A 19,876-nucleotide genomic window follows, 5' to 3' on the forward strand; every position below is an offset into this window, starting at 1 on the left:
ACGGCACGAGCGGACCCCGCGGCACGAGCGGGATGACGCCGGCAGCAGCGGGCCAGCGCCGGCAGCAGCGGGCCAGCGCCGGCAGCAGCGGGCCGGCGCCGGCAGCACGGGGGCGATGCGGGGTGGACGGCAGGGGTGAACGGCTGTTGGCGTGGCTGCGGGATCCGGTTGCTGCACGCTGCATGGTCCGGGGTTTCTGGGGGTAGCCTGGCTCCCGACCCGCCGGGGGGCGACGGTTGGAGGGGCATGGCCGAGCGCTTCGAAGCCGGCGCACCGGATCGGGGTGTGCTTGCTGATGCCGCGCGTCTTCGTTCGCTGCAGCGGGTTTGTGTCGGGGCGGAGTCCGATGAGGCTTTCGACCGGTTTGCTTCGTTGGTGAAGCGGCTGCTCGGCGTACCCGTGGCTCTGGTGTCGCTCGTCGACGGGGAGCGGCAGTTCTTTCCCGGGCAGGTGGGGCTCGGGGAGCCGTGGGGGACGAAGCGGGAGACGCCACTCTCCCACTCGTTCTGCCAGCATGTTGTCGTCGAGGGGGCGCCGAAGGTCTTTCCCGACGCCCGGCGGGATGCGCAGGTCAGGGACAATCTGGCCATTCCTGACCTCGGGGTGGTCGCGTACGCGGGGATGCCGTTGACCGACGCGGACGGGCGGACGCTGGGGTCGCTGTGTGCCATCGATACGCGGCCCCGGGCGTGGACCGCCGATGAGCTGGCGATTCTGACCGATCTCGCCGAGGCGTGCTCCTCCGAGCTGCGGTTGCGGATCGCGCGGGAGGTGGCCGACGAGGCGCGGCGGCACGCCGAGAGTGCGCACGATCAGCTGGCCATGCTCGCCGAGGTGACCGAGGCGTTCGCCAGCACGCTGGACGTCGAGGAGGAGATGCGGCTGCTCGCCGCCGGCGTCACGCCCCGGCTCGCCGACTGGTGCCTGGTCACGCTCGTCGATCCGAACGGCGTCGTGCGGCATGTGGCCGCCTCGCACCGGGATGCCGGCGCCGCCGCCGAGGTGGAGCGGTTCGCCGAGTTGATGGCGACCGGGCTCGGTGCGCGGTCCGCCGTGCTCGCCGTGCAGCGGACGGGGCAGCCGATCCGGCGCGACGGGGAGACCGCCGAGATGATTCTGGCGCGGACCACGAATCCCGAGATGGCCGAGATCGCGGGGCGGCTGGGGTATTCCTCGTTCGTCGTCGTGCCGGTCGCCGCGCCCGCCAGCCCGCGGGTGCTCGGGTCGATCACGCTGGTGAACGGGCCTCGGCGGGCGGCCTTCACCGAGGCCGACGAGCGGACCGCGCTGGACATCGCGCGGCGGGCCGGGCTGGCCATCGACAACAGCCGGCTGTACCGGCAGCAGCGGCACGTGGCCGAGGTGTTGCAGCACAGCCTGCTCACCGAGCTGCCGACGATCCCCGGGGTGGAGTTGCACGCCCGGTATCTGCCCGCGCAGGACGGCGCCGCGGTCGGCGGGGACTGGTACGACGCGTTCGCCCAGCCCGACGGCTCGGTGATGCTCGCGGTCGGGGACGTGTCGGGGCATGACATCGAGGCCGCCGCCACCATGGGGCAGCTGCGCAACCTGGTGCGCGGGGATGCGTACGGGCGCGACGACGAGGCCGGGCACCTGCTCACCCAGCTGGACCGGGCGATCCGGGGTCTGCGGGTGCCGGCGGCGGCGACGGCCGTGCTGGCCCGGGTGCGTCCCCGGGCCGACGGCTACGACGTGACCTTCGCCAACGCGGGTCACCCGCCGCCCCTGCTGTTACGCCCCGACGGCACGGTCGAGATCTGGTGGGTGAACCCGGAACCGCTGCTCGGCGTCGTGCCGCGGCTGCAGCGGGCCACCCACCGGCGTTCCGTCCCTACCGGCTCGGTGCTGCTGCTCTACACCGACGGGCTGGTCGAGGACCCGGGGCACATCCTCGACGAGGGCATCGCCCGGATCCAGGACGTGCTGCGCAGCAACGCCGGGCTGCCGGGCGACGAGCTGTGCTCCCTGCTCGTGGAGGCCGCAGCCCGCCGCGCCGACGACATAGCGTTCCTGCTGATCCGGATGCAGTAGAAGACGGCGAAGACCGGATGCAGTAGAAGACGGCCGAGACCGGATGGGGTAGAGGACGGCGGAGGCTAGTCCGGGCGCCGGGACAGCAGCTCGAACTCCTCGTCGGTGAGGACGACGTCCGCCGCGCCGAGGTTGTCCTCCAGGTGGGCGACCGACGACGTGCCCGGGATGGGCACGATCACCGGGGAGCGGCGCAGCAGCCACGCCAGCGCGAGCTGGGCCGTGGACGCGCCCTCGTGCCGCACCGACACCTTGTCGAGCGGTCCGCCGGGGCGGGCGAGGGTGCCCGCGTCGACCGGCGCCCACGGGATGAACGCGATGCCCTGGTCCGTACAGAAGTCGAGGACGTCCTCGGCGCGCCGGTCGCCGAGGTTGTAGCGGTTCTGGACCGACGCGACGGGGAGGCCGGCGTCCTGGGCCGCCTTGATCTCCTCGACGCTGACCTCGGAGAGGCCGATCTGCCGCGCCAGGCCCTCGTCCACGAAGGACTTGACCTCGGCGAACGTCTCCTCGCGCGGGGTCTTGGGGTCGATCCGGTGCAGCTGCCACAGGTCGATCCGGTCGACCCCGAGCCGGCGCAGCGACATGAGGACGCACTGCCGCAGGTATTCGGGGCGTCCCAGCGGCGGCCACACGTTCGGGCCGCTGCGGGTCAGGCCGCCCTTGGTGGCGATGACCACGTCGCCGTAGCCGGTGCCGTCGTGCAGGGCCTCGCGGATCAGGTCCTCGGACACGTACGGGCCGTAGGAGTCGGCCGTGTCGATGAAGTCGACGCCGAGTTCCACCGCCCGGCGCAGCACCCGGATCGCCTCGTCGTGGTCGTGCGGCGGCCCCCAGATGCCGGGGCCGGTGATGCGCATCGCGCCGAAGCCGAGCCGGTGGACCTCGCGTCCGCCGAGCTCGACGGTCCCACTGTTGATCACAGACATGACCCCACGTTAGTCCGGGCCGGGCGGCCCGCCGTGCGTCCACGGGGTGCGGTCCGGTTCCGGGAAGGCGGCGCCGGGACGGTACGCCTCGCTCAGCGTGGTCAGCAGCAGCCGCTCGCCGACCTCGGGGACGCTGCCCGGCTCGGCGACGAGCTTGCGGCCCATCCCGCCGGAGAGCTCGAGCAGCACCTCCGTCTTCGGGCCGTCCGCCGCGGTCACCGAGATCACCGTGGCCTTCTGCGCCGGCCGCGCCGGGGACGTCAGGGCGGCGCCGGGGGCGACGCGTACCGGCTCGGTGGTGACGACCATGATGCGGGGGCGCAGGACCGGGCGCTTGCCGGTGTCGTCGATGCGGTCGGCCTTGGCCAGGGTGACCTCGGCGGTGAACGCGGCGCCGGCCAGCCGGTACTCGGCCATCACCAGCGGGTCGTCGAAGGCGCGCTGGACGGCGTACCGGGCGGCGGCGTTCTCGAGGCGGCTGAGCCGGGCGGCCGCGGCGACGGCGCCGTCGCGGCGGGGCTGGGGCGGGCCGCCGTCGGCGAGGTGCTGCACGAACGCGGAGTAGGCGTCGCGGTCGCCGTCCCAGCGGCCGGCGACCCGGGAGCCCGGCGGCAGCGTGCGCAGCAGGCCGAGGGCGCGCCACATCAGCGTCCAGGTGGGCAGGAGCTGGCCGCGGAGCACCTCGGTCAGCGCCGCGACGTCCGGCTCGGCCACCGAGAGCAGCGGCGCGAGCACGTGGTTGTCGAACGACGGGTCGGTGGCCGGGCCGGCCGGGGGCGTCACCGCCGGGTCCTCGGCCCGCGCGGCCGCGGCGAAGACGGACATCCCGGGCGGCGGGGCGAGCCAGCCCATCAGGGCCGCGAGCTGGGCGTCCTCGGCACTGCTCTGCCCGGTCACCCAATGCGACGTCAGCGCCTGTACGGCGTTGAGCAGCAGCGACGAGCCCGGAACCTCGGCGGAGTTGGCGAAGAACGTCAGCCACCGCCCGAGCAGCGGCACCGAGGCGGGGACGGCGTACTCGCCCTCGGTGGTGCGGAAGCGGGTCGAGCGCCCGAACAGCCGCAGGAAGTCGACGCCGCCGGGGTTGGGCACCCAGAGCTGCGGCGCGTCGGTGAACCGGCAGCGCACGTCGCGCCCGCGGTCCACCGCCACCGGCTCGGCGACCGCGGTGAACGAGTCGGCGTAGGGCACCAGCACCTCGGCCAGCCGCGCCGCGAAGGCGAACCGGTCGTCGCGGTTGCGCGGCTGCGCCACGACCAGCAGCCGCGGGTCGTCCTCGGCGGTGCCGACCATCGCGGCGAGCGGGGCGTTGGGCTCGCCGGCCATCGTGTACGGGACGAGCACCAGCGGCCGCTCGTGCAGATGCAGGTGGCGCACGGTCGCGATCGGCTGAGCTCTCCCCGACGCGTGGGCCTGAGCGCGGGCGAGCGCCGTCAGCGTGCTCAGAACGCACTCTCCGAAGCGTGGGCCCGGGCACGGGCGAGCGCCGTCAGGGTGCTCAAGGCGTTGCGGCCCCGACGGCCTCGGCGCGCAGCCGGGCGGCGGCCTGGAGCAGGGCCGCGGCCTCGGCCAGTTCCTCCGGGGGCGTGGCGGTGCCCGCCGCGAGCGCGAGCGCCTCCGCCACGGTGTCGACCCCGCCGAGCGCGTCGCGGACCGGCCGGCCCAGCGCCGCGGTGGTGCCCGTTGCCTCGTGGCGGCAGAAGGCGGCGAGTTCGCAGGCGGAGAGGCATTCGGGGGCGTACTTGGCCCCGACCCGAGCGAGCGCGGCGGTCAGCGTCTCCGGCGGCAGGGCCGTGTCGAAGCTGAGGTCGTCCGGCAGGGCCGCGGCCAGCTCGGAGACCGAGGCCAGCCGGGCGAGCTGCCGCTTGAGGGTGGAGAGCTGCTTGCGGACGTCGACCAGCACGGCGGTCGGCTGCAGCGAGAAGTCGCGCGGGCACACCAGCACCGCGTCGTGGCTGACCAGTGCCGGGTCGTGGCCGAGGTCGGCGAGGAGGCGGCGCAGCGCGAGGACGTACACGGCGGCCTGGACGGCGGCGGCCGAGACCTTGGCGCTGTCCGCCTGGCCGTCGACGATCGCGAAGGACTTGATCTCCACGACGTGCAGCCGGCCGCCGGCGTGGAAGGCGATGAGGTCCGGTTCCAGGAAGACCGACCGGCCCGCCACCTGGAGGGTGAGCAGCGGGTGGTCGATGAGCGCGGCCCCGGCCGCCGCGGCGAGCAGGTCCCGGGTCCGCCCGTGCCGCGCGCCGAGCGTGGCGTCGTCGTCCTCGCCGAGGTCGTCGTACGAGACGGCCGGCTCGTCGAGGTGCAGCACGTCGCGCAGCACGGACAGCAGCAGCGCGCAGCCGTCGGCCTTGAGCATGGCCTCGAAGCCGTTGCCGCGCGCGAGCGCGAACCGGGACTGCCCGAAGTTGCCCGGGAAACCGATGCGTTCGGCGAGCCGCGGCTTGTCGATCCCGGCGGCGTCGAGCACGGCGCGCCGGGTGCAGCCGGGGTTGGCGGTCAGCGCGGCGATGGTCCGGGCGTTGTGCCGCTTGGCGGGCACGCCGCCGCGCAGCCGGTCGAACGCCGCGGTCACCCGCGCCCTCGCTGGTGGGGCAGACTCATCACGCCGAACAGCCGCTGCCGTTCGTCGAGGGCCGCCCAGCGCCGCTCGACCGCCTCGGGCACCGGCTCGGCCGGGACGTCGGCGAGGGCGGCGCGGGCGGCGTCGGCGAGCGCCCGCGGGTCGTGCACCAGGAACGCCTCGGCGCCGCCGGGAACCGTGTCGGCGAGGCGGCGCAGCAGGTCGAGGACGGCGCTGCCGGCGTGCGCCCGGATGGCGACGAACTCGGCGATCCGGACGACCGCGGCGAGCGCGTGGGCCCGCGCCGACCGCGGCGACACCAGCCGCTTGGCCGCCGGCCAGCCGGAGAGGGCCACCTGGCCGCGGGCCACCGTCAGGTCGTGGTGCAGCGCCGGGCAGATCCGGTACGCGGTGAGCGCGTCCGGGTCGTAGTGCCGCTCCTCCTCGCGCAGGACGGTGGCCAGGCCGGCCATCGACAGGTCGCCGTCGAAGAGGGCGGTGTGCACGTCCACGACGAGCCGGGCGGGGGCCGGGGCGCCGAGCAGCAGCAACGCGTGCCGGGCCTGCTCGCGGACGCCCGGGAGCGTGGGTGAAGTGATCATGGCGGGCGGCGCTTCCCGTGGGTGGGGTCCTGGGCGGATCGACCTTAGATCGTCGTGTACGGCGGGGGCAATGTCCGAATGTACGACGGCGTTTCACCCCCGAGAGGCGAATAAGTCGCACATATCGGACGGCGCCCGGACGGCGCGCTACGTTCGGGGTATGTCGAAGGCCATCTGGAACGACGAGATCATCGCGGAGAGCGACGACACCGTGGTAGTCGAGGGCAACGTCTACTTCCCGCGCTCCTCGGTGCGCGAGGACGTGTTGCGACCCTCCGACACGCACACCGTCTGCCTCTGGAAGGGCAAGGCCTCCTACTACACGCTCGAGGCGGGCGGGCACGTCAGCGAGGACGCGGTCTGGTACTACCCGGAACCGAAACCCGACGCGAAGGCGGTCCGGGACCGGGTCGCCTTCCGGAAGGACGTGAAGGTCGAGGCCTGACGCGTGCCGGCGCGGGCACCCGCCCGCGCCGCCTACCCGATCCGCGGGTGCGCCTCCTCGATGGCGGTCACCTCGAGATAGTCCAGCATGTCGCGCTGCTCCTCGAGGTCCAGCGCGCCGAACGCCTCGTAGGCGGCCGCCCGCGCGTGCGGGGTCTCCGCCGCCAGCAGCGCGATGATCGCCGACCAGGCCAGCGACACCCGGTCGAAGAGCCGCGCCTGGCGCAGCGAGCGCAGCCGGCTCAGCATCGCCACCTTGGTCGCCGCGTCGTCGTCGTGCGGGACCCGGTCGGAGAGCTCGAAGAGCGCCTTGCCCCGGTACGGGTGCTCGGCCTCCACCATGCGCGCCAGCTCGGCGTTGTCCATCCGGTCGACGGCGGGCGCGGGACCCCGGCGGGGCAGCGGCGGCCGCGAGTCCTCAGCGGGCACGGCTGTCCCGTCCGCTCTCGAACCCGACGCCGGGGTTCTGGTGCGGCAGCGTGGGCATGTTCCGGAAGGTGGGGAACGGCGGTGCCGGCATCACCGGCGCCTCGGGGGCGTCCTCGGCGCCGGTGTCCTCGGTCGCCTCGTCCTCTGCCTGTTCCTGCACCCGCTCTCCCGTCTCTCCGGCATTACGCCCCAGCACAGTTTGTCCTCCGTTGCCGACTTTCGCGGTGTTGGCGTCCTATGAGATCACGTCGGCGCCACCCGGGCGACCCCGACCTGGGACACGCCCGGACATCACCCGACCCGACGACCGCCGTAATGTGGCGGCAATAGATTGATCGTTGCTGGCCGACAACTAGCACCACCTGACGAAGGTAGGCGGACGTGGACGGGGGCACGAGCACCACCGGTGCGACACCCGAGTGGCGGTCGGCGATGATCGACGTCTCCGGGCTGTCGCTCACCGAACTCACCGCGGACGCCGACGCCGACGGCGACCCGGCGGACCAGAGCCCGCTCGCGTACTGCCTGCGCCGGCTCGCGGCGGACCTCGCGCACCCCGGCGAGCCGATCGCCGGATTCAACTCGGCCTTGTAGGAGGCAGGGCACGGATGGGAGCCACCGGAGTCACCGCCGCCCGGCCGCACCGGCTCAGCGACGCGGCGCTCGCCTCGCTCGGCGCCGGCCGGCCCGGCCCCGCGACCCTCGCCGAGCTGCGCCGCGCCCGGCTCAGCCGGCACCTTCTGCTGCTGCGGGAGATCGCGGTGCTCGCGCGTACGGAAGACTTCGCCGCCCTGGCCGCCGCCGAGCGTGCCGCGCCGGACCGGGTCCGCGAGCTGCTGGCCCGGCCGCTCTTCGGCGTGTGGGCGGCCCGCTGCCTCACCGCCCTGCGCGCCGGCGCGACCCCGGACAGCGCGGGCACCGGCCACCTGAGCGAGCTCGCCGCCCGCGCCCGGATCCCGCGGCCGCGGCGCGAGGACGGACGGCAGCTCACCGCCGAGCACGACGGGCTGCGGATCACCGTCCGGCTGGAGGACACCGACCCGCTGCGCGCGGAACTGGGCCTGCCGCCCACCGCGGCGCTGGACGCCGCGGAACACCAGCGCTGGCAGACGTTGTTCGCCGGCGCGTGGCGGCTGCTGGTGGACCGGGTGCGCCCCGACGCCGAGGTGCTCGCCGGGCTCCTCGACTGCGTGGTGCCGGTCCGCACCGACCCGGCCGCCCGGGGCATCAGCGCCACCTCCGCCGACGCGTTCGGCGCCGTGGCGATCTCGGAGCCCGCCGACGCGACCGCCCTCGCCGTGGGGCTGCTGCACGAGATCCAGCACAGCATCCTGAACGGCGTGCAATACCTCTTCGACCTGCTCGAGGAGCCCGGCGAGCTCGGCTACTCGCCTTGGCGCGACGATCCCCGGCCCGCCTCGGGCATCCTGCACGGCGCGTACGCGTACCTGACCGTCACCCGCTTCTGGCGCACCCGCCGCGACCCGCTCGGACAGTTCGAGTTCGCCCGCTGGCGCGCCGCCGTGGCGACCGCCGCCGGGGACCTGCGCGGCCTGACCCCGGCCGGCGAGCGCTTCGTCGGCGCCCTGCTCGGCGAGGTGCGGCCGTGGCTGGACGAGCCGGTCGACCCGCGGGTCCGGCGCCTCGCCGAGGGCGCCAACCGCGACCACCGGCTGCGCTGGCGGCTGCGCAATCTGCACGTCGGGCCGGCGGACGCGGCGGCGCTGGCCGACGCCTGGCGCCGGGGTGAGCGACCGCCGCCGGTCACGCCCGTGCTGCGCCCCGCGCCCCGGCGGGCCCTGGAGGCGAGCGCCCGGCTGGATCTGACCCACCGGCTGCTGCGCGGGCTGCCCCTCGACGGCGCCGCCGGCGATCTCGCGTACGTGCGCGGGGACGACGGTGCGGCGCTCTCGGCGTACCGGAAAAATCCGGGTGACCGGGCCGCCTGGGCCGGGATGGTCCTGGCCGGCGGGCTGGACGCCGCCCCCGAGCTCGCCGCGGCCGCCTACCGGGCGCTGGGTGACCAGGAACGCCCGGACCCGCTCGCCATGGTGAAGTGGGTTTCCTAAAGTCGCGGACGGCCGGACCGATCATGGTGCCCGTTGGAGGTGGACATGGCTCGGACCGGCAAGGTGATGGATCGTGTGCGTCGCGTCGTCGACGGCGCCATGATCCTCACGTCCCTGCTGCTCATCGCGGGGCCGATGCTCCTCGAGGGCGACCGCGGCACGGCGGCGCTGGTCGGCGGTACGGCGCTGGTCGCCGGCCTGTCCCTGATCGTCCTGCTGCTCGCCCGGCGCTGGCCGCTCGTGCAGTACGCCCCGGTCGCCGCCGCCGTGCTCGTGGCGGGCGTCCGGTTCGGCCGCGAGGGCTCCATCGGCCCCGGCCTGACCTGGCTCACCATCGCCGTCGCCGCGATCATCCTGATCCGCCAGTTCCTCGGCGCCCGCACCAACCAGGACCTGGTCCGCGACCTCACCCGGGAACGCGCGCAGCTCGCCCGGCAGGCGTCCCGCGACCCGCTCACCGAGCTGGGCAACCGCAAGCTGTTCATGGACCACGCCACCGACGCGCTGGCCGACGCCGACGACACCATGACCGCCGTGATCCTCGTCGACCTGGACGGGTTCAAGGAGGTCAACGACACGTACGGGCACGCCACCGGCGACGAGCTGCTGCGCGCCGCAGCCGAGCGGCTGACCGCCAACGTGCGGACCAACGACACCGTCTCCCGCCTCGGCGGCGACGAGTTCGTGGTGCTGCTCCCCCGCCTGGTCGACGACCAGATCGCCGACACCGTGGCGAACCGGATCCTGCGCGACCTCGCCCAGCCCCTGATCATCGGCGACGTGGTGCTCACCATCCCGGCCAGCGCCGGCATCGCCATCACCCGGGGCGCCGGCACCGCGGTCGACGAGGTGGTCCGCGAGGCCGACCTGGCGCTCTACCAGGCGAAGGCCGAGGGCAAGGGCCTCGCCCGGCGCTTCGACCCGGCCCAGTTCGCCGCCGCGGAGAGCCGCCGCCGCGAGGAGGCGGACCTGCGCCGCGCCCTCGACGCCGGCGAGTTCGAGGTCCACTACCAGCCCATCGTCGACCTCGAGGGCGAGCACACGGTCGGCGTCGAGGCCCTGGTCCGCTGGAACCACCCCGAGCGCGGCATGATCCCGCCGATCGCGTTCCTCGACATGGCCGAGTCGCTGGGGCTGCTCCCCCGCCTGGGCGGCTGGGTGCTGGAGGAGGCGTGCCGGCAGGCGGCGGCCTGGCAGGAGCAGAACCCGGGCTTCGAGCTGAACGTCAACCTCTCGGCCAGCCAGCTCGGCAACCCGGACCTCGTCGAGGAGGTACGCGGCGTGCTCGACCGCACCGGCCTCCCGCCGTCCCTGCTCGTGCTCGAACTGACCGAGTCGGTCGCCCTCGTGGACCTCGTCGAGTCGGCCCGGGTGCTCGGCGCGCTGAAGACCCTCGGCGTGCGGATCGCGCTGGACGACTTCGGCACCGGCTTCTCCTCGCTGAGCCACCTCGGCGCCCTGCCGGTCGACGTGGTGAAGATCGACAAGTCGTTCGTGCAGGCGATGCAGGAGGGCTCCGGCGCGTCGGTGGCCGAGGCGGTGCTGCAGATCGCGCGGACCTTCAAGCTCGCCCCGGTCGCCGAGGGCGTCGAGGACGCGACCCAGGCGTCCCGGCTCCGCGAGCTCGAGTGCGCCCAGGCGCAGGGCTACCACTTCGCCCGCCCGATGCCCGCCGGCGATCTGACCGACCTGCTCGCCCGCCAGGCCGCCCTCTCCAGCTAGGCCGGCTTCGGCTGGGTGAAGCGGATGTTGTTGCCGAAGGGGTCGCGCAGGCCGCAGTCGATCCCGTACGGACGCTCGGTCGGCTCGTCGGTGAACTCCACCCCGCGGGCCAGCAGCGTCTCGTAGGTCTTGCGGCAGTCGTCGGTCGCGAAGATCAGCGACCCGCCCGACGCGCCCTTGGTCACCATGTCGCGCACCTGCCGCGCGGTCTCCTCCGAGAGCGCCGGGGCGCCCGGCCGCTCGAGCAGGATCTGGCGCTCGGGGTGGCCCGGCACGTTGACGGTGAGCCAGCGCATGAAGCCGAGGTCGACGTCGGTGTTGACCTCCAGCCCCAGCTTGCCCACGTAGAAGTCGAGGGCCTGATCCTGGTCGAGTACGTAGATCTGCGAGTGCGTGAGTTCGGTGAACATGCTGCTCACGGTACTGAGCCGGGCGGCGGGAAACTTATCCGAAACTGCTCGGTCGCAGCCACGCCTTCGCGAAGCAGGTCGGCACGGCCAGGGTCGCCGCCCGGCGGCGGTACTCCCGCGGCGAGCGGCCGACGATCGCGCGGAACGTGCGGCTGAACGTGCCGGGGCTGCCGAAGCCGACCTCGAAGCAGATGTCGGTGACGCTGCGGCCGGTCTCGCGCAGCAGGAACATCGACCGCTCGACCCGGCGGCGCTGCAGGTAGCGGTGCGGCGTCTCGCCGAAGGTGGCCCGGAACGTACGGATGAAGTGCGCCTCCGACACGTGCGCGATCCGGGCCAGCGCGCGGATGTCGAGCGGCTGGGCGTACGCGCGGTCCATCGCGTCCCGGGCCCGGAGCATCCGCCGGTTGTCGTGCTCCGCCGGCGTCACAGCGGCGGGGGCTCGATCTCGGTCTCCAGGCGTACGCCGGACCGCGCCCGGGCGAGCAGGGGGTGGCCCTCGCCGTACACCTTCTGGAGCTCCTCGATCGCGGCCTCGGCCGACTGGTCGTCACCGGCGTCCAGCGCCACGTTGAAGGCGCAGGCCAGGGTGTCCGGGTGGTCGCCGCCGCGCACGCTGCGGGACCGGGTGAGGGTGTCGAGGGCGATCTCCCGCGCCGGCTGCCCCTCGCCGAGCGCGACCAGGTCGGCGGCGAGGCCGTTGGCGCAGCTCAGCGTGAACGGGTGGTCGGCGCCCACGCTGCGCCGCAGGCCGCCGAGCGCCTCCTGGTCGATGGTGCGTGCCTCGGCGTACCGGCCGGTGGCCCGGACCACGCCGGCCAGGTCGGCGCCGGCGGCGAGGGTGAACGGATGCTCGTCGCCGAGCACGGCGTGGTAGCGCGCGACGGCCCGCTCGAGCAGCCGGTGCGCCTCGTCGAGGTCGCCGGCGTCGCGGGCGCAGTGTGCCAGGGAGACCATCGCGCCGAGGGTCTCGACGTTGAGGTCGCCGAACTTCTGCCGGTAGAGCTCGGCGTTGGTGGTGGCCAGGGCCCCGGCGTCGGGCCGGCCGGACCGCCGCGCCGCCATCGCCGCGAAGCGTCCCGCCCAGAGCGCCATCGGGTGGTCGGGGCCCAGCGTGTCGAAGTGCCCCGCGGCGGCGAGCAGCTCCGCGGCGGCCGGGTAGTCGCCGAGGCCGTACAGGTCGAAGGCGAGCCCGGCCCGCGACGACAGCGTCTCCGGGTGTCCGTCCACGAAGATCATCTGCCGGTGCCGGAGCACCTGCTCGTCCAGCGCCCGCGCGCCCCGGAAGTCGCCGAGCAGCCGCAGGTCGGCGGCGAGGTTGTTGGCGCAGCGCAGGGCGGTCGGGAAGCTCTCGCCGAACAACCGCCGATAGCGCACCAGGTTGTCGGCGTCGAGCTGCCGGGCCTGCCCGAAATGACCCTGCATGCGAAGGTCGGCGCCGACGCTGTTGGCCGTCGCCAGGGTCTGCTCGTCGTCCCCGCCGAGCACCTCCCGCTGCGAGCGCAGGGTCTGGGCGTTCAGGGCGCGGGCGTCGGCCGTACGCCCCACCGCCCGCAGCGCGTTGGCCAGGTGGAAGGACGCGAGCAGGGTCTGCTCATCGGTCTCGCCGAGGCTGTCACGCCACCGGGCGACCGCCTGCGTGGCCAGGTCGCGGCTGGAGTCGTAGTCGCCGCCCGCGTACAGGTAGCGGACGCAGTTGATGACCAGGTGGCGGATCTCCTCGGCGTCGCCGCCCAGCACGTCGGAGTGGACCAGGTGCGGGACGATCTCGGCGTACCGGGGCCAGTGGGTCGGGTTGTCCGGGTCGCCGGGGTCCGCGGCGGCGAGCATCGCGCGCACGGTCCGCAGCAGGACGGCGTGCCGCTCCGAGCTCAGTTGCTGGCCCAGCATGCCGCGGACCAGCGGGTGCACGACCAGGCTGCCGCCCGGCGGGTCGAGGTCGGCCAGGCCGTAGCGGCCGATCAGCCGCATCGCGGCCTTCAACCGCCGTTCGATGCGCACCGTACGGGCCAGCTCCGGCGAGGCCAGCCCCCGCGCGGCCCACAGCAGCTCCCACGAGACCGGCGCGCTGGCCAGGAACGCGCTCAGCTCGAGCAGCTCGAACGCGGCCGGCGACGTCTCGGCGAGCCCGTCGGCGGCGAGGCCCCAGGCGACCCGGATCGGGGTGGGGAACGCCAGCTCGGCGGCGCGCTCGTCGTAGCGGCGCAGATAGTCGTCGACGCTCCAGCCGGCCGCCGACCGCACGGCGGCGGCCTCGTCGAGCGCCATAGGCACGTCGCCGAGGCGCTCGGCGAGGCGCTCGGCGTCCACCGCGGACAGATCGGGGCTGCGGCGCCGCAGGAAGTCCACGCTGTCCGTACGGTCGAAGACCGGCACCGGCACGGCCTGCGCGACCTCGGTGGTCCACCGCGGGTTGCGGGAGGTGACGAGCACGTGCCCGGCGCCGCTGGGCAGGTAGGGCTTGATGTCCTCGGGCCGGTTGGCGTTCTCGAAGACGACCAGCCAGTTACGGTACGGCTCCCCGCGGCTGAGCGCGTCGCGCACGGCGCCGAGCGTGCGGTTGATGTCCCGCGCCTCGGGAAGCCGCAGCTCCTGGGCGAGCCCGACCAGCGCGGCGCGCATGCCGGCCGTCTGCTCCGCCGGGATCCACCACACCAGGTCGTACGTCTCCGCGTACCGGTAGGCATATTCCACGGCCAATTGGGTACGTCCCGTGCCACCCAACTGGTGATCGGCGGACGGCAGCAGCACCACCGGCCCGTTGCCGAGCAGCCCGCGGACGTCGGCGAGGAGTCCCTCACGCCCGACGAATCGCGGATTGCGCGGCGGCAGGCCACCCCGGATCGGCACGCCGCCCCTCCCCACTGATGACCTCGCCCTCTACTGTCATGCTGCCGATTACCGTACGTGGAATCATCGCCACTACGGAAGATTCAGACTGCACCCTGGGAAGGCGCGCCGTGACCGACGAACCCGTGACGAGCTCGGACCGCGACGCCGACGTGGTCACCGTCGCCCTGCAGGGCGAGGTCGACGTGCTCAACGTGGATCAGGTACGGGTCGCCCTCGTGGAGGCGCTCGCCACCCGGCCGCGGGCGCTGGTGGTCGACCTGGAGAAGTTGTCCTTCATCGACTCCACCGGGCTGGGCGCGATCATCTTCGGCTTCCAGCGGGCCCGGGACGAGGGCATCGGCTTCTCCCTCGCCCGGCCGACCCGCGGCGTACACCAGATCCTGGTCCTCAGTGGCGTGCTCGAGGTCGTCGAGCTGGTGGAGTAGGCCGGCCCAGCGGTCAGGAGGCGGGCGCCGCCGGGGTGGCGGCGGCCGGGAAGGCCAGCCCGATGCCGGGACCGGCCGGGCCACCGTCGCGGGTGCGCCGCCCGGCGAGCAGCATCAGCGACAGCAGCGAGGCCAGCAGGGCCAGGGCGCCGGCGCCGTACCAGGCCCAGTCGTAGGCGCCGAGCCGGTCGCGGACGAGCCCCGCCGACGTGGCCGCGATCGCCGCGCCGAACTGGTGCGAGGCGAAGACCCAGCCGAAGACCACCGCGCCGCTCGCGCCGAAGTACTCGCGGCAGAGGGCGACCGTCGGCGGCACCGTGGCCACCCAGTCGAGGCCGTAGAACAGGATGAAGACGACCATGCTCGGGTGCGCCGTCGCGGCGAACAGCGAGGGCAGCACCAGCAGCGACAACCCGCGCAGGGCGTAGTACCCGCCCAGCAGCAGCCGGCTGTCGACCCGGTCGGTGAGCCAGCCGGAGGCGATCGTGCCCGCGATGTCGAAGAGGCCGACCAGCGCCAGCAGGCCCGCCGCGGTCGTCTCGGTCATGCCGTGGTCGTGCGCCGCGGGGATGAAGTGGGTGCCCACCAGCCCGTTCGTGGTGGCGCCGCAGATCGCGAAGCCGCCCGCCAGCAGCCAGAACGGCCGGGTCCCGGCGGCGTGCCGCAGGGTGCGCAGGGCGTTGCGCGCGGCGCTGCCGGGCGGGGTGGCGGGCAGCGAGGCGACGTCGTCCGGCCCCGCCCCGTACGCGGTGGCGCCCAGGTCGGCCGGGCGGTCGCGCAGCCGCCACCAGACCAGGGGCACGACGATCAGGGCGGCAGCCGCCACGGTGAGCGCGGCGACCCGCCAGCCGTGCGCGCCGGTGAGCCGGGCCAGCAGCGGCAGGAAGACGAGCTGCCCGGCCGCGCCGCCCGCGGTGAGGACGCCGGTGACCAGGCCGCGGCGGTGCACGAACCACCGGTTGGCGACGATCGCCACGAAGCCCAGGGCCATCGAGCCGGTGCCCAGCCCGACCAGGACGCCCCAGCAGAGCACCAGCTGCCAGCTGGCCTCCATGAACACCGTGAACCCGCTGCCGGCGGAGACCAGCACCAGCGCTCCGGCCACGACCCGGCGCATGCCGAACTTCTCCATGAGCGCGGCGGCGAAGGGCGCGGTGAGGCCGTAGAGCAGCAGGTTGACCGAGACGGCGGCGGAGATCGTGCCGAGCGACCAGCCGAACTCCTGGTGCAGCGGCTGCAGCAGGACGGACGGCGTGGCCCGGAAGCCGGCGGCGCCCACCAGCGCGATGAAGGCGACGGCGGCGACGAGCCAGGCGGGGTGCGGGCGGCGGAGAGTCACTCGATCATTCTGCGGAGCCCCGGCCGTACGGACGAGTGGCCGGGAAGCCATGATGCGCAAGAATCGGGCCATGACGCATTCCGTGGCGATGCTCGCCCTCGACGGCGTGGTCGGATTCGACCTCGGCGTGCCGCCGCAGGTCTTCGGCGCGGCGCGGGCCGACGACGAGACCCCCTACTACTCGGTCACCACCTGCGGCGTGGGCGGCCTCCCGGTCCGGCCCGAGCGCGGCGGGTTCCTGGTCACCCCCGACCACGACCTGACGCCGCTGGCGAGCGCGGACACCGTGCTGGTCCCCGGGGTCAGCGGCGGCTCGACGATGGTCGACGGCAGGGTGGCCACCGAGGTCACCGACGCGCTGCGCGCCGCCCACGAGCGCGGCACGCGGATCATCTCGATCTGCACCGGCGCCTCCGTGCTCGCCGCCGCCGGGCTGCTCGACGGCCGCAAGGCCGCCAGCCACTGGGCCTGGGCGAAACGGCTGCGGCGCCTCTACCCCCGGGTCGAGTGGGACTTCGAGGTGCTGTTCATGGACGACGGCGACGTGCTGACCTCGGCCGGGGTGGCCGCGGGGGCGGACCTGTGCCTGCACGTCGTCCGCCGGGACCACGGCAGCGCGGTCGCCAACCGGGCCGCCCGGCGGTGCGTGATGCCGGCGTGGCGCGACGGCGGCCAGGCGCAGTACATCGAGCGCCCGGTGCCGGCGGCGCACGGCACGGGCACCGAGCAGACCCGGGAGTGGGCGCTGGGCCGGCTGGCGGACCAGGTCAGCCTCGAGGAGCTGGCGGAGCACGCCCGGATGAGCGTGCGCACGTTCACCCGGCGGTTCCGCGACGAGACCGGGATGAGCCCGCGGCAGTGGCTGCTGCGGCAGCGCGTCGGGCACGCCCGGCTGCTGCTGGAATCGACCGACCTGAGCGTCGACGTGGTCGCGCGCCGCTCCGGGCTGGGCAGCGCCACCGCCCTCCGGCAGCATTTCCAGCAGACGGTGGGAGTGGCGCCGAGTGCCTACCGGCGTGCCTTCCGCCACCCGTGACCCCTGTGCTCAGTTCGCGGCGGAAGTGTCCGATGGGACAGACGTACCCCCGTACGTGCCGCTCGTGAGGATGTCATGGACCAGACCTTCCGCCCGTTGCTCGACGCCCTCAAGCAGATGGGCATCGACGAGGACGTGGTGGACGCGGCTGCCGACGAGGCCCAGAACAGCGGCCGGTCGGTCCGCGCCGTCCTGATCAGCGAGCGGATCGTCACCGAGGAGCAGCTGACCGAGGCGGCCGCGTACGCCTTCGGCATGAACACCGTCGACCTGGTCGGCTACCCCCTCGACCCCACCGCCCTGCGGCGCATCCCGCTGTCGGTGGTGCTCCGGCACCGCGTGCTCGGCCTGGCCATCTCCGACGGCGACCTGGTCGTCGGCGTCACCGACCCGGGCGACGTGGTGGCGCTGGACGACGTGCGCGCGGCCACCGGCATGACCGTCCGCCCGGTCGTGGTGGCCCGCAGCGAGGTACGCCGCATCATCGAGCGCCTCCAGCGCGAGTCCAGCGACCTCGCGGACCTCGCCGACACCTCCCTCGACGACCAGGCCGGCATGGCCGCGCAGGCCACCAGCGCCGACGACGCACCCATCGTGCGCTACGTCAACCAGCTGATCGAGCAGGCCGTCCAGAACCGCGCCTCCGACCTGCACCTCGAGCCGACCGAGGACGAGATGCGGGTGCGGTACCGGATCGACGGCGTGCTGCACGAGCTGGACACCGTGCCGCGGGGCGTCATGTCGGCGCTCATCTCGCGCCTGAAGATCATGTCCGGGGTCGACATCACCGAGAAGCGGGTGCCGCAGAACGGGCGCATCACGGTGGCGATCCGGGACCGCACGGTCGACCTGCGTACGGCGACGCTGCCGACCGTGTGGGGCGAGAAGATCGTCCTGCGGGTGCTCGACACCGGCGGCATCGACCTGGACATGAACAAGCTGGGCTTCACCCAGCACAACCTCAACCGCTTCGCCGAGTCGTTCACCAAGCCGCACGGCATGGTCCTGGTCACCGGTCCCACCGGTTCCGGCAAGTCCACCACCCTGTACGCGACCCTCGGGCGGATCAGCAAGCCGGAGATCAACGTGATCACGGTCGAGGACCCGGTCGAGTACCGGCTGCGCGGCGTCAACCAGGTGCAGGTCAACTCGAAGGCCGGGCTCACGTTCGCGGCGGTGCTGCCGGCGATCCTGCGGTCCGACCCCGACGTCGTGCTGATCGGTGAGATCCGGGACAGCCACACCGCGCAGATCGCCGTCGAGGCGTCCCTCACCGGTCACCTCGTGCTCTCCACGCTGCACACCAACGACGCCCCGGGCGCGGTCACCCGCCTCACCGAGATGGGCATCGAGCCCTTCCTGGTCGGCTCGTCGCTGGACTGCGTGCTGGCCCAGCGGCTCGCGCGGCGGCTCTGCGACTGGTGCAAGGAGGCGTACGTGCCGACCGACGAGGAGCTGGAGGCCACCCGCTGGCCGGTGCACGACCTCAAGATCCCGGAGACGCTCTACCGCCCGGTGGGCTGCCGGGACTGCGCCAACACCGGTTACCGCGGCCGCATCGCGCTGCACGAGGTCATGCCCATCTCGCCGGAGATCGAGTCGCTCACCATCCGGCGGGCGTCCTCCAACGAGATCCGCGAGGTGGCCCTCGAGCAGGGCATGTACGACCTGCGCTCGGACGGCCTGGCGAAGGCGGCCGGCGGGCTGACCTCCGTACGCGAGGTCTCCCGCGTCGCGATCTGAGCGGGCGGAAAGCGTACCGCCAACCGGGCCCGCGGCGCGCATTTCTGGCGGAAGAGGTCCTAAACCGGCCCCGCACGATGCCGAATGAGGGGGCGTCAGAGATCACCAGGAGATTGCCGGTGCAGCGGATGTACACGCTCGACCACCAGGTACCGCAGCAGACCGCCCCCGGCGCCCCGGCCGCGGGTGACCTGGCCGTACTCGACCAGATGCTCGTCTCGCTCGTCGAGGCGCGCGGCTCCGACCTGCACCTGACGGTCGGCTCCCCGCCGATGATCCGGGTGGACGGCGCGCTGCGCCCGCTGCCCGGGTACGGCAAGCTCAACTCCGCCGACACGGCCCTGCTGGCCCGCGCCGCGGTCTCCGCCACGCAGTGGGAGAAATTCCAGCACGAGCAGGAGATGGACTTCGCGCACAGCATCGTGGGCGTCTCCCGGTTCCGCGGCAACCTCTATATCCAGCGCAACTCGTGCGGCGCGGTCTTCCGGGCCATCCCGCACAAGATCAAGCCGCTGGACGAGCTCGGCATGCCCGACTCGGTGGCCCGCTTCGCCCACCTGCCGCGCGGCCTGGTGCTGGTGACCGGGCCGACCGGTTCCGGCAAGACCACCACCCTCGCCTCGGTGCTCGACATGGCCAACCGCAGCCGCGCGGCGCACATCATCACCATCGAGGACCCGATCGAGTTCCTGCACCCGCACAAGCGCAGCGTGGTCAACCAGCGCGAGGTGGGCTCGGACACGCACACGTTCGCCCAGGCGCTCAAGCACGCGCTGCGCCAGGACCCCGACATCATCCTCGTCGGCGAGCTGCGCGACCTCGAGACGACCGCGACGGCGCTGACCGCCGCGGAGACCGGCCACCTGGTGCTGGCCACCCTGCACACGCAGAGCGCCACCCAGACCATCGACCGCGTCATCGACATCTTCCCGCCGCACCAGCAGCTGCAGATCCGCGCGCAGCTCGCGGCCAGCCTCCAGGGCGTGGTCACCCAGGCCCTCGCCCCCCGCGCCGACAACAAGGGCCGCGCCGTGGTCTGCGAGATCCTCACCGCCACCCCGGCGATCCGCAGCCTGATCCGCGAGGGCAAGTCCCACCAGATCCCCTCGTTCATGCAGGCCGGCGGCAACGAGGGCATGCTCGCCTTCGACCAGCACCTCGCCGAGCGGGTCCGCGAGGGCATCGTGTCGATGCAGGCGGCCCTCGAGATCTGTCACTCCGCGGACGAACTCAAACGCCTGATCGGACGGGTGTGAG

The 19,876-nt window shown here is 73.7% G+C and carries 19 protein-coding genes; 9 read left to right on the forward strand and 10 right to left on the reverse strand.

Annotated elements, in window-relative coordinates; translation table 11 throughout:
* The first annotated feature begins 246 nt into the window (after window positions 1-246).
* Window positions 247-2,052: a SpoIIE family protein phosphatase gene (locus CLV70_RS19680; protein ID WP_106127999.1), complete on the forward strand. Its 1,806-nt coding sequence runs from the start codon at window positions 247-249 to the stop codon at window positions 2,050-2,052.
* A gap of 65 nt (window positions 2,053-2,117) precedes the next feature.
* Here CLV70_RS19680 and CLV70_RS19685 read toward each other — a convergent pair whose 3' ends face one another.
* Genes CLV70_RS19685 through CLV70_RS19700 form a run of 4 tightly spaced genes read right to left on the reverse strand, consistent with a single transcriptional unit; the run spans window position 2,118 to window position 6,149 of the window.
* The gene (locus tag CLV70_RS19685) at window positions 2,118-2,981 is read right to left on the reverse strand and encodes an aldo/keto reductase (protein ID WP_106128000.1); all 864 of its coding nucleotides are present in this window, start codon (window positions 2,979-2,981) and stop codon (window positions 2,118-2,120) included.
* Window positions 2,982-2,990: 9 nt separating this feature from the next.
* On the reverse strand, window positions 2,991-4,427 hold the full coding sequence (locus CLV70_RS19690; protein ID WP_106128001.1) for a hypothetical protein: 1,437 nt from the start codon (window positions 4,425-4,427) through the stop codon (window positions 2,991-2,993).
* A gap of 52 nt (window positions 4,428-4,479) precedes the next feature.
* On the reverse strand, window positions 4,480-5,559 hold the full coding sequence (locus CLV70_RS19695) for a hypothetical protein (protein ID WP_106128002.1): 1,080 nt from the start codon (window positions 5,557-5,559) through the stop codon (window positions 4,480-4,482).
* Complete coding sequence (locus tag CLV70_RS19700) at window positions 5,556-6,149, reverse strand: hypothetical protein (protein WP_106128003.1); 594 nt, start codon at window positions 6,147-6,149, stop codon at window positions 5,556-5,558. The genes CLV70_RS19695 and CLV70_RS19700 overlap by 4 nt, the downstream gene beginning before the upstream one ends.
* Before the next feature lie 160 nt (window positions 6,150-6,309).
* On the opposite strand from CLV70_RS19700, the gene CLV70_RS19705 reads away from it, so the two are divergent.
* Complete coding sequence (locus tag CLV70_RS19705; RefSeq protein ID WP_106128004.1) at window positions 6,310-6,594, forward strand: DUF427 domain-containing protein; 285 nt, start codon at window positions 6,310-6,312, stop codon at window positions 6,592-6,594.
* Window positions 6,595-6,626: 32 nt separating this feature from the next.
* Here CLV70_RS19705 and CLV70_RS19710 read toward each other — a convergent pair whose 3' ends face one another.
* Entirely contained in the window at window positions 6,627-7,022 is a 396-nt protein-coding gene (locus tag CLV70_RS19710) for a hypothetical protein (RefSeq protein ID WP_245908334.1), read from the reverse strand.
* Window positions 7,012-7,182 carry a hypothetical protein gene (locus tag CLV70_RS39730; RefSeq protein ID WP_158277786.1) on the reverse strand — a complete coding sequence of 57 codons (171 nt, stop codon included), beginning with the start codon at window positions 7,180-7,182 and terminating at the stop codon, window positions 7,012-7,014. The genes CLV70_RS19710 and CLV70_RS39730 overlap by 11 nt, the downstream gene beginning before the upstream one ends.
* Before the next feature lie 221 nt (window positions 7,183-7,403).
* Here CLV70_RS39730 and CLV70_RS19715 point away from each other — a divergent pair, with 221 nt between their 5' ends.
* From CLV70_RS19715 to CLV70_RS19725, 3 genes are all read left to right on the forward strand, one after another.
* On the forward strand, window positions 7,404-7,616 hold the full coding sequence (locus CLV70_RS19715; RefSeq protein WP_106128005.1) for an FXSXX-COOH protein: 213 nt from the start codon (window positions 7,404-7,406) through the stop codon (window positions 7,614-7,616).
* 14 nt (window positions 7,617-7,630) lie between these two features.
* Window positions 7,631-9,091: an aKG-HExxH-type peptide beta-hydroxylase gene (locus tag CLV70_RS19720; protein ID WP_106128006.1), complete on the forward strand. Its 1,461-nt coding sequence runs from the start codon at window positions 7,631-7,633 to the stop codon at window positions 9,089-9,091.
* Between the two features lie 66 nt (window positions 9,092-9,157).
* Window positions 9,158-10,813 (forward strand): putative bifunctional diguanylate cyclase/phosphodiesterase, encoded by a 1,656-nt coding sequence (locus tag CLV70_RS19725; protein WP_106128219.1) that lies wholly within the window; start codon window positions 9,158-9,160, stop codon window positions 10,811-10,813.
* On the opposite strand, the gene CLV70_RS19730 is transcribed toward CLV70_RS19725, so the two are convergent.
* Genes CLV70_RS19730 through fxsT form a run of 3 tightly spaced genes read right to left on the reverse strand, consistent with a single transcriptional unit; the run spans window position 10,810 to window position 14,073 of the window.
* Window positions 10,810-11,223: a VOC family protein gene (locus CLV70_RS19730; protein WP_106128220.1), complete on the reverse strand. Its 414-nt coding sequence runs from the start codon at window positions 11,221-11,223 to the stop codon at window positions 10,810-10,812. The two genes, CLV70_RS19725 and CLV70_RS19730, sit on opposite strands and share 4 nt — an antisense overlap.
* 34 nt (window positions 11,224-11,257) lie before the next feature.
* A complete protein-coding gene (locus CLV70_RS19735) occupies window positions 11,258-11,623 on the reverse strand; it encodes a helix-turn-helix domain-containing protein (protein WP_106128221.1) in 366 nt (121 codons plus the stop codon).
* A gap of 26 nt (window positions 11,624-11,649) precedes the next feature.
* On the reverse strand, window positions 11,650-14,073 hold the full coding sequence (gene fxsT / locus CLV70_RS19740; RefSeq protein ID WP_106128007.1) for an FxSxx-COOH system tetratricopeptide repeat protein: 2,424 nt from the start codon (window positions 14,071-14,073) through the stop codon (window positions 11,650-11,652).
* Between the two features lie 110 nt (window positions 14,074-14,183).
* Between fxsT and CLV70_RS19745 the strand changes: the two genes are divergently transcribed.
* Window positions 14,184-14,501: an STAS domain-containing protein gene (locus CLV70_RS19745; RefSeq protein WP_245908335.1), complete on the forward strand. Its 318-nt coding sequence runs from the start codon at window positions 14,184-14,186 to the stop codon at window positions 14,499-14,501.
* 13 nt (window positions 14,502-14,514) lie between these two features.
* Here CLV70_RS19745 and CLV70_RS19750 read toward each other — a convergent pair whose 3' ends face one another.
* Window positions 14,515-15,840, reverse strand: a complete 1,326-nt coding sequence (locus CLV70_RS19750) for an MFS transporter (protein ID WP_106128009.1) — start codon at window positions 15,838-15,840, stop codon at window positions 14,515-14,517.
* 70 nt (window positions 15,841-15,910) lie between these two features.
* Between CLV70_RS19750 and CLV70_RS19755 the strand changes: the two genes are divergently transcribed.
* The 3 genes from CLV70_RS19755 to CLV70_RS19765 all read left to right on the forward strand — a co-directional run bounded on the left by CLV70_RS19755 (window position 15,911) and on the right by CLV70_RS19765 (window position 19,875).
* Complete coding sequence (locus CLV70_RS19755; protein ID WP_245908336.1) at window positions 15,911-16,876, forward strand: GlxA family transcriptional regulator; 966 nt, start codon at window positions 15,911-15,913, stop codon at window positions 16,874-16,876.
* A 75-nt stretch (window positions 16,877-16,951) separates the two neighbouring features.
* Complete coding sequence (locus CLV70_RS19760; protein ID WP_106128010.1) at window positions 16,952-18,619, forward strand: GspE/PulE family protein; 1,668 nt, start codon at window positions 16,952-16,954, stop codon at window positions 18,617-18,619.
* A gap of 128 nt (window positions 18,620-18,747) precedes the next feature.
* The gene (locus tag CLV70_RS19765; protein WP_106128011.1) at window positions 18,748-19,875 is read left to right on the forward strand and encodes a type IV pilus twitching motility protein PilT; all 1,128 of its coding nucleotides are present in this window, start codon (window positions 18,748-18,750) and stop codon (window positions 19,873-19,875) included.
* The last annotated feature ends 1 nt before the right edge of the window (window position 19,876 follow it).

It is taken from the genome of Pseudosporangium ferrugineum (assembly GCF_003002065.1).
GTDB classification, from domain to species: domain Bacteria; phylum Actinomycetota; class Actinomycetes; order Mycobacteriales; family Micromonosporaceae; genus Actinoplanes; species Actinoplanes ferrugineus_A.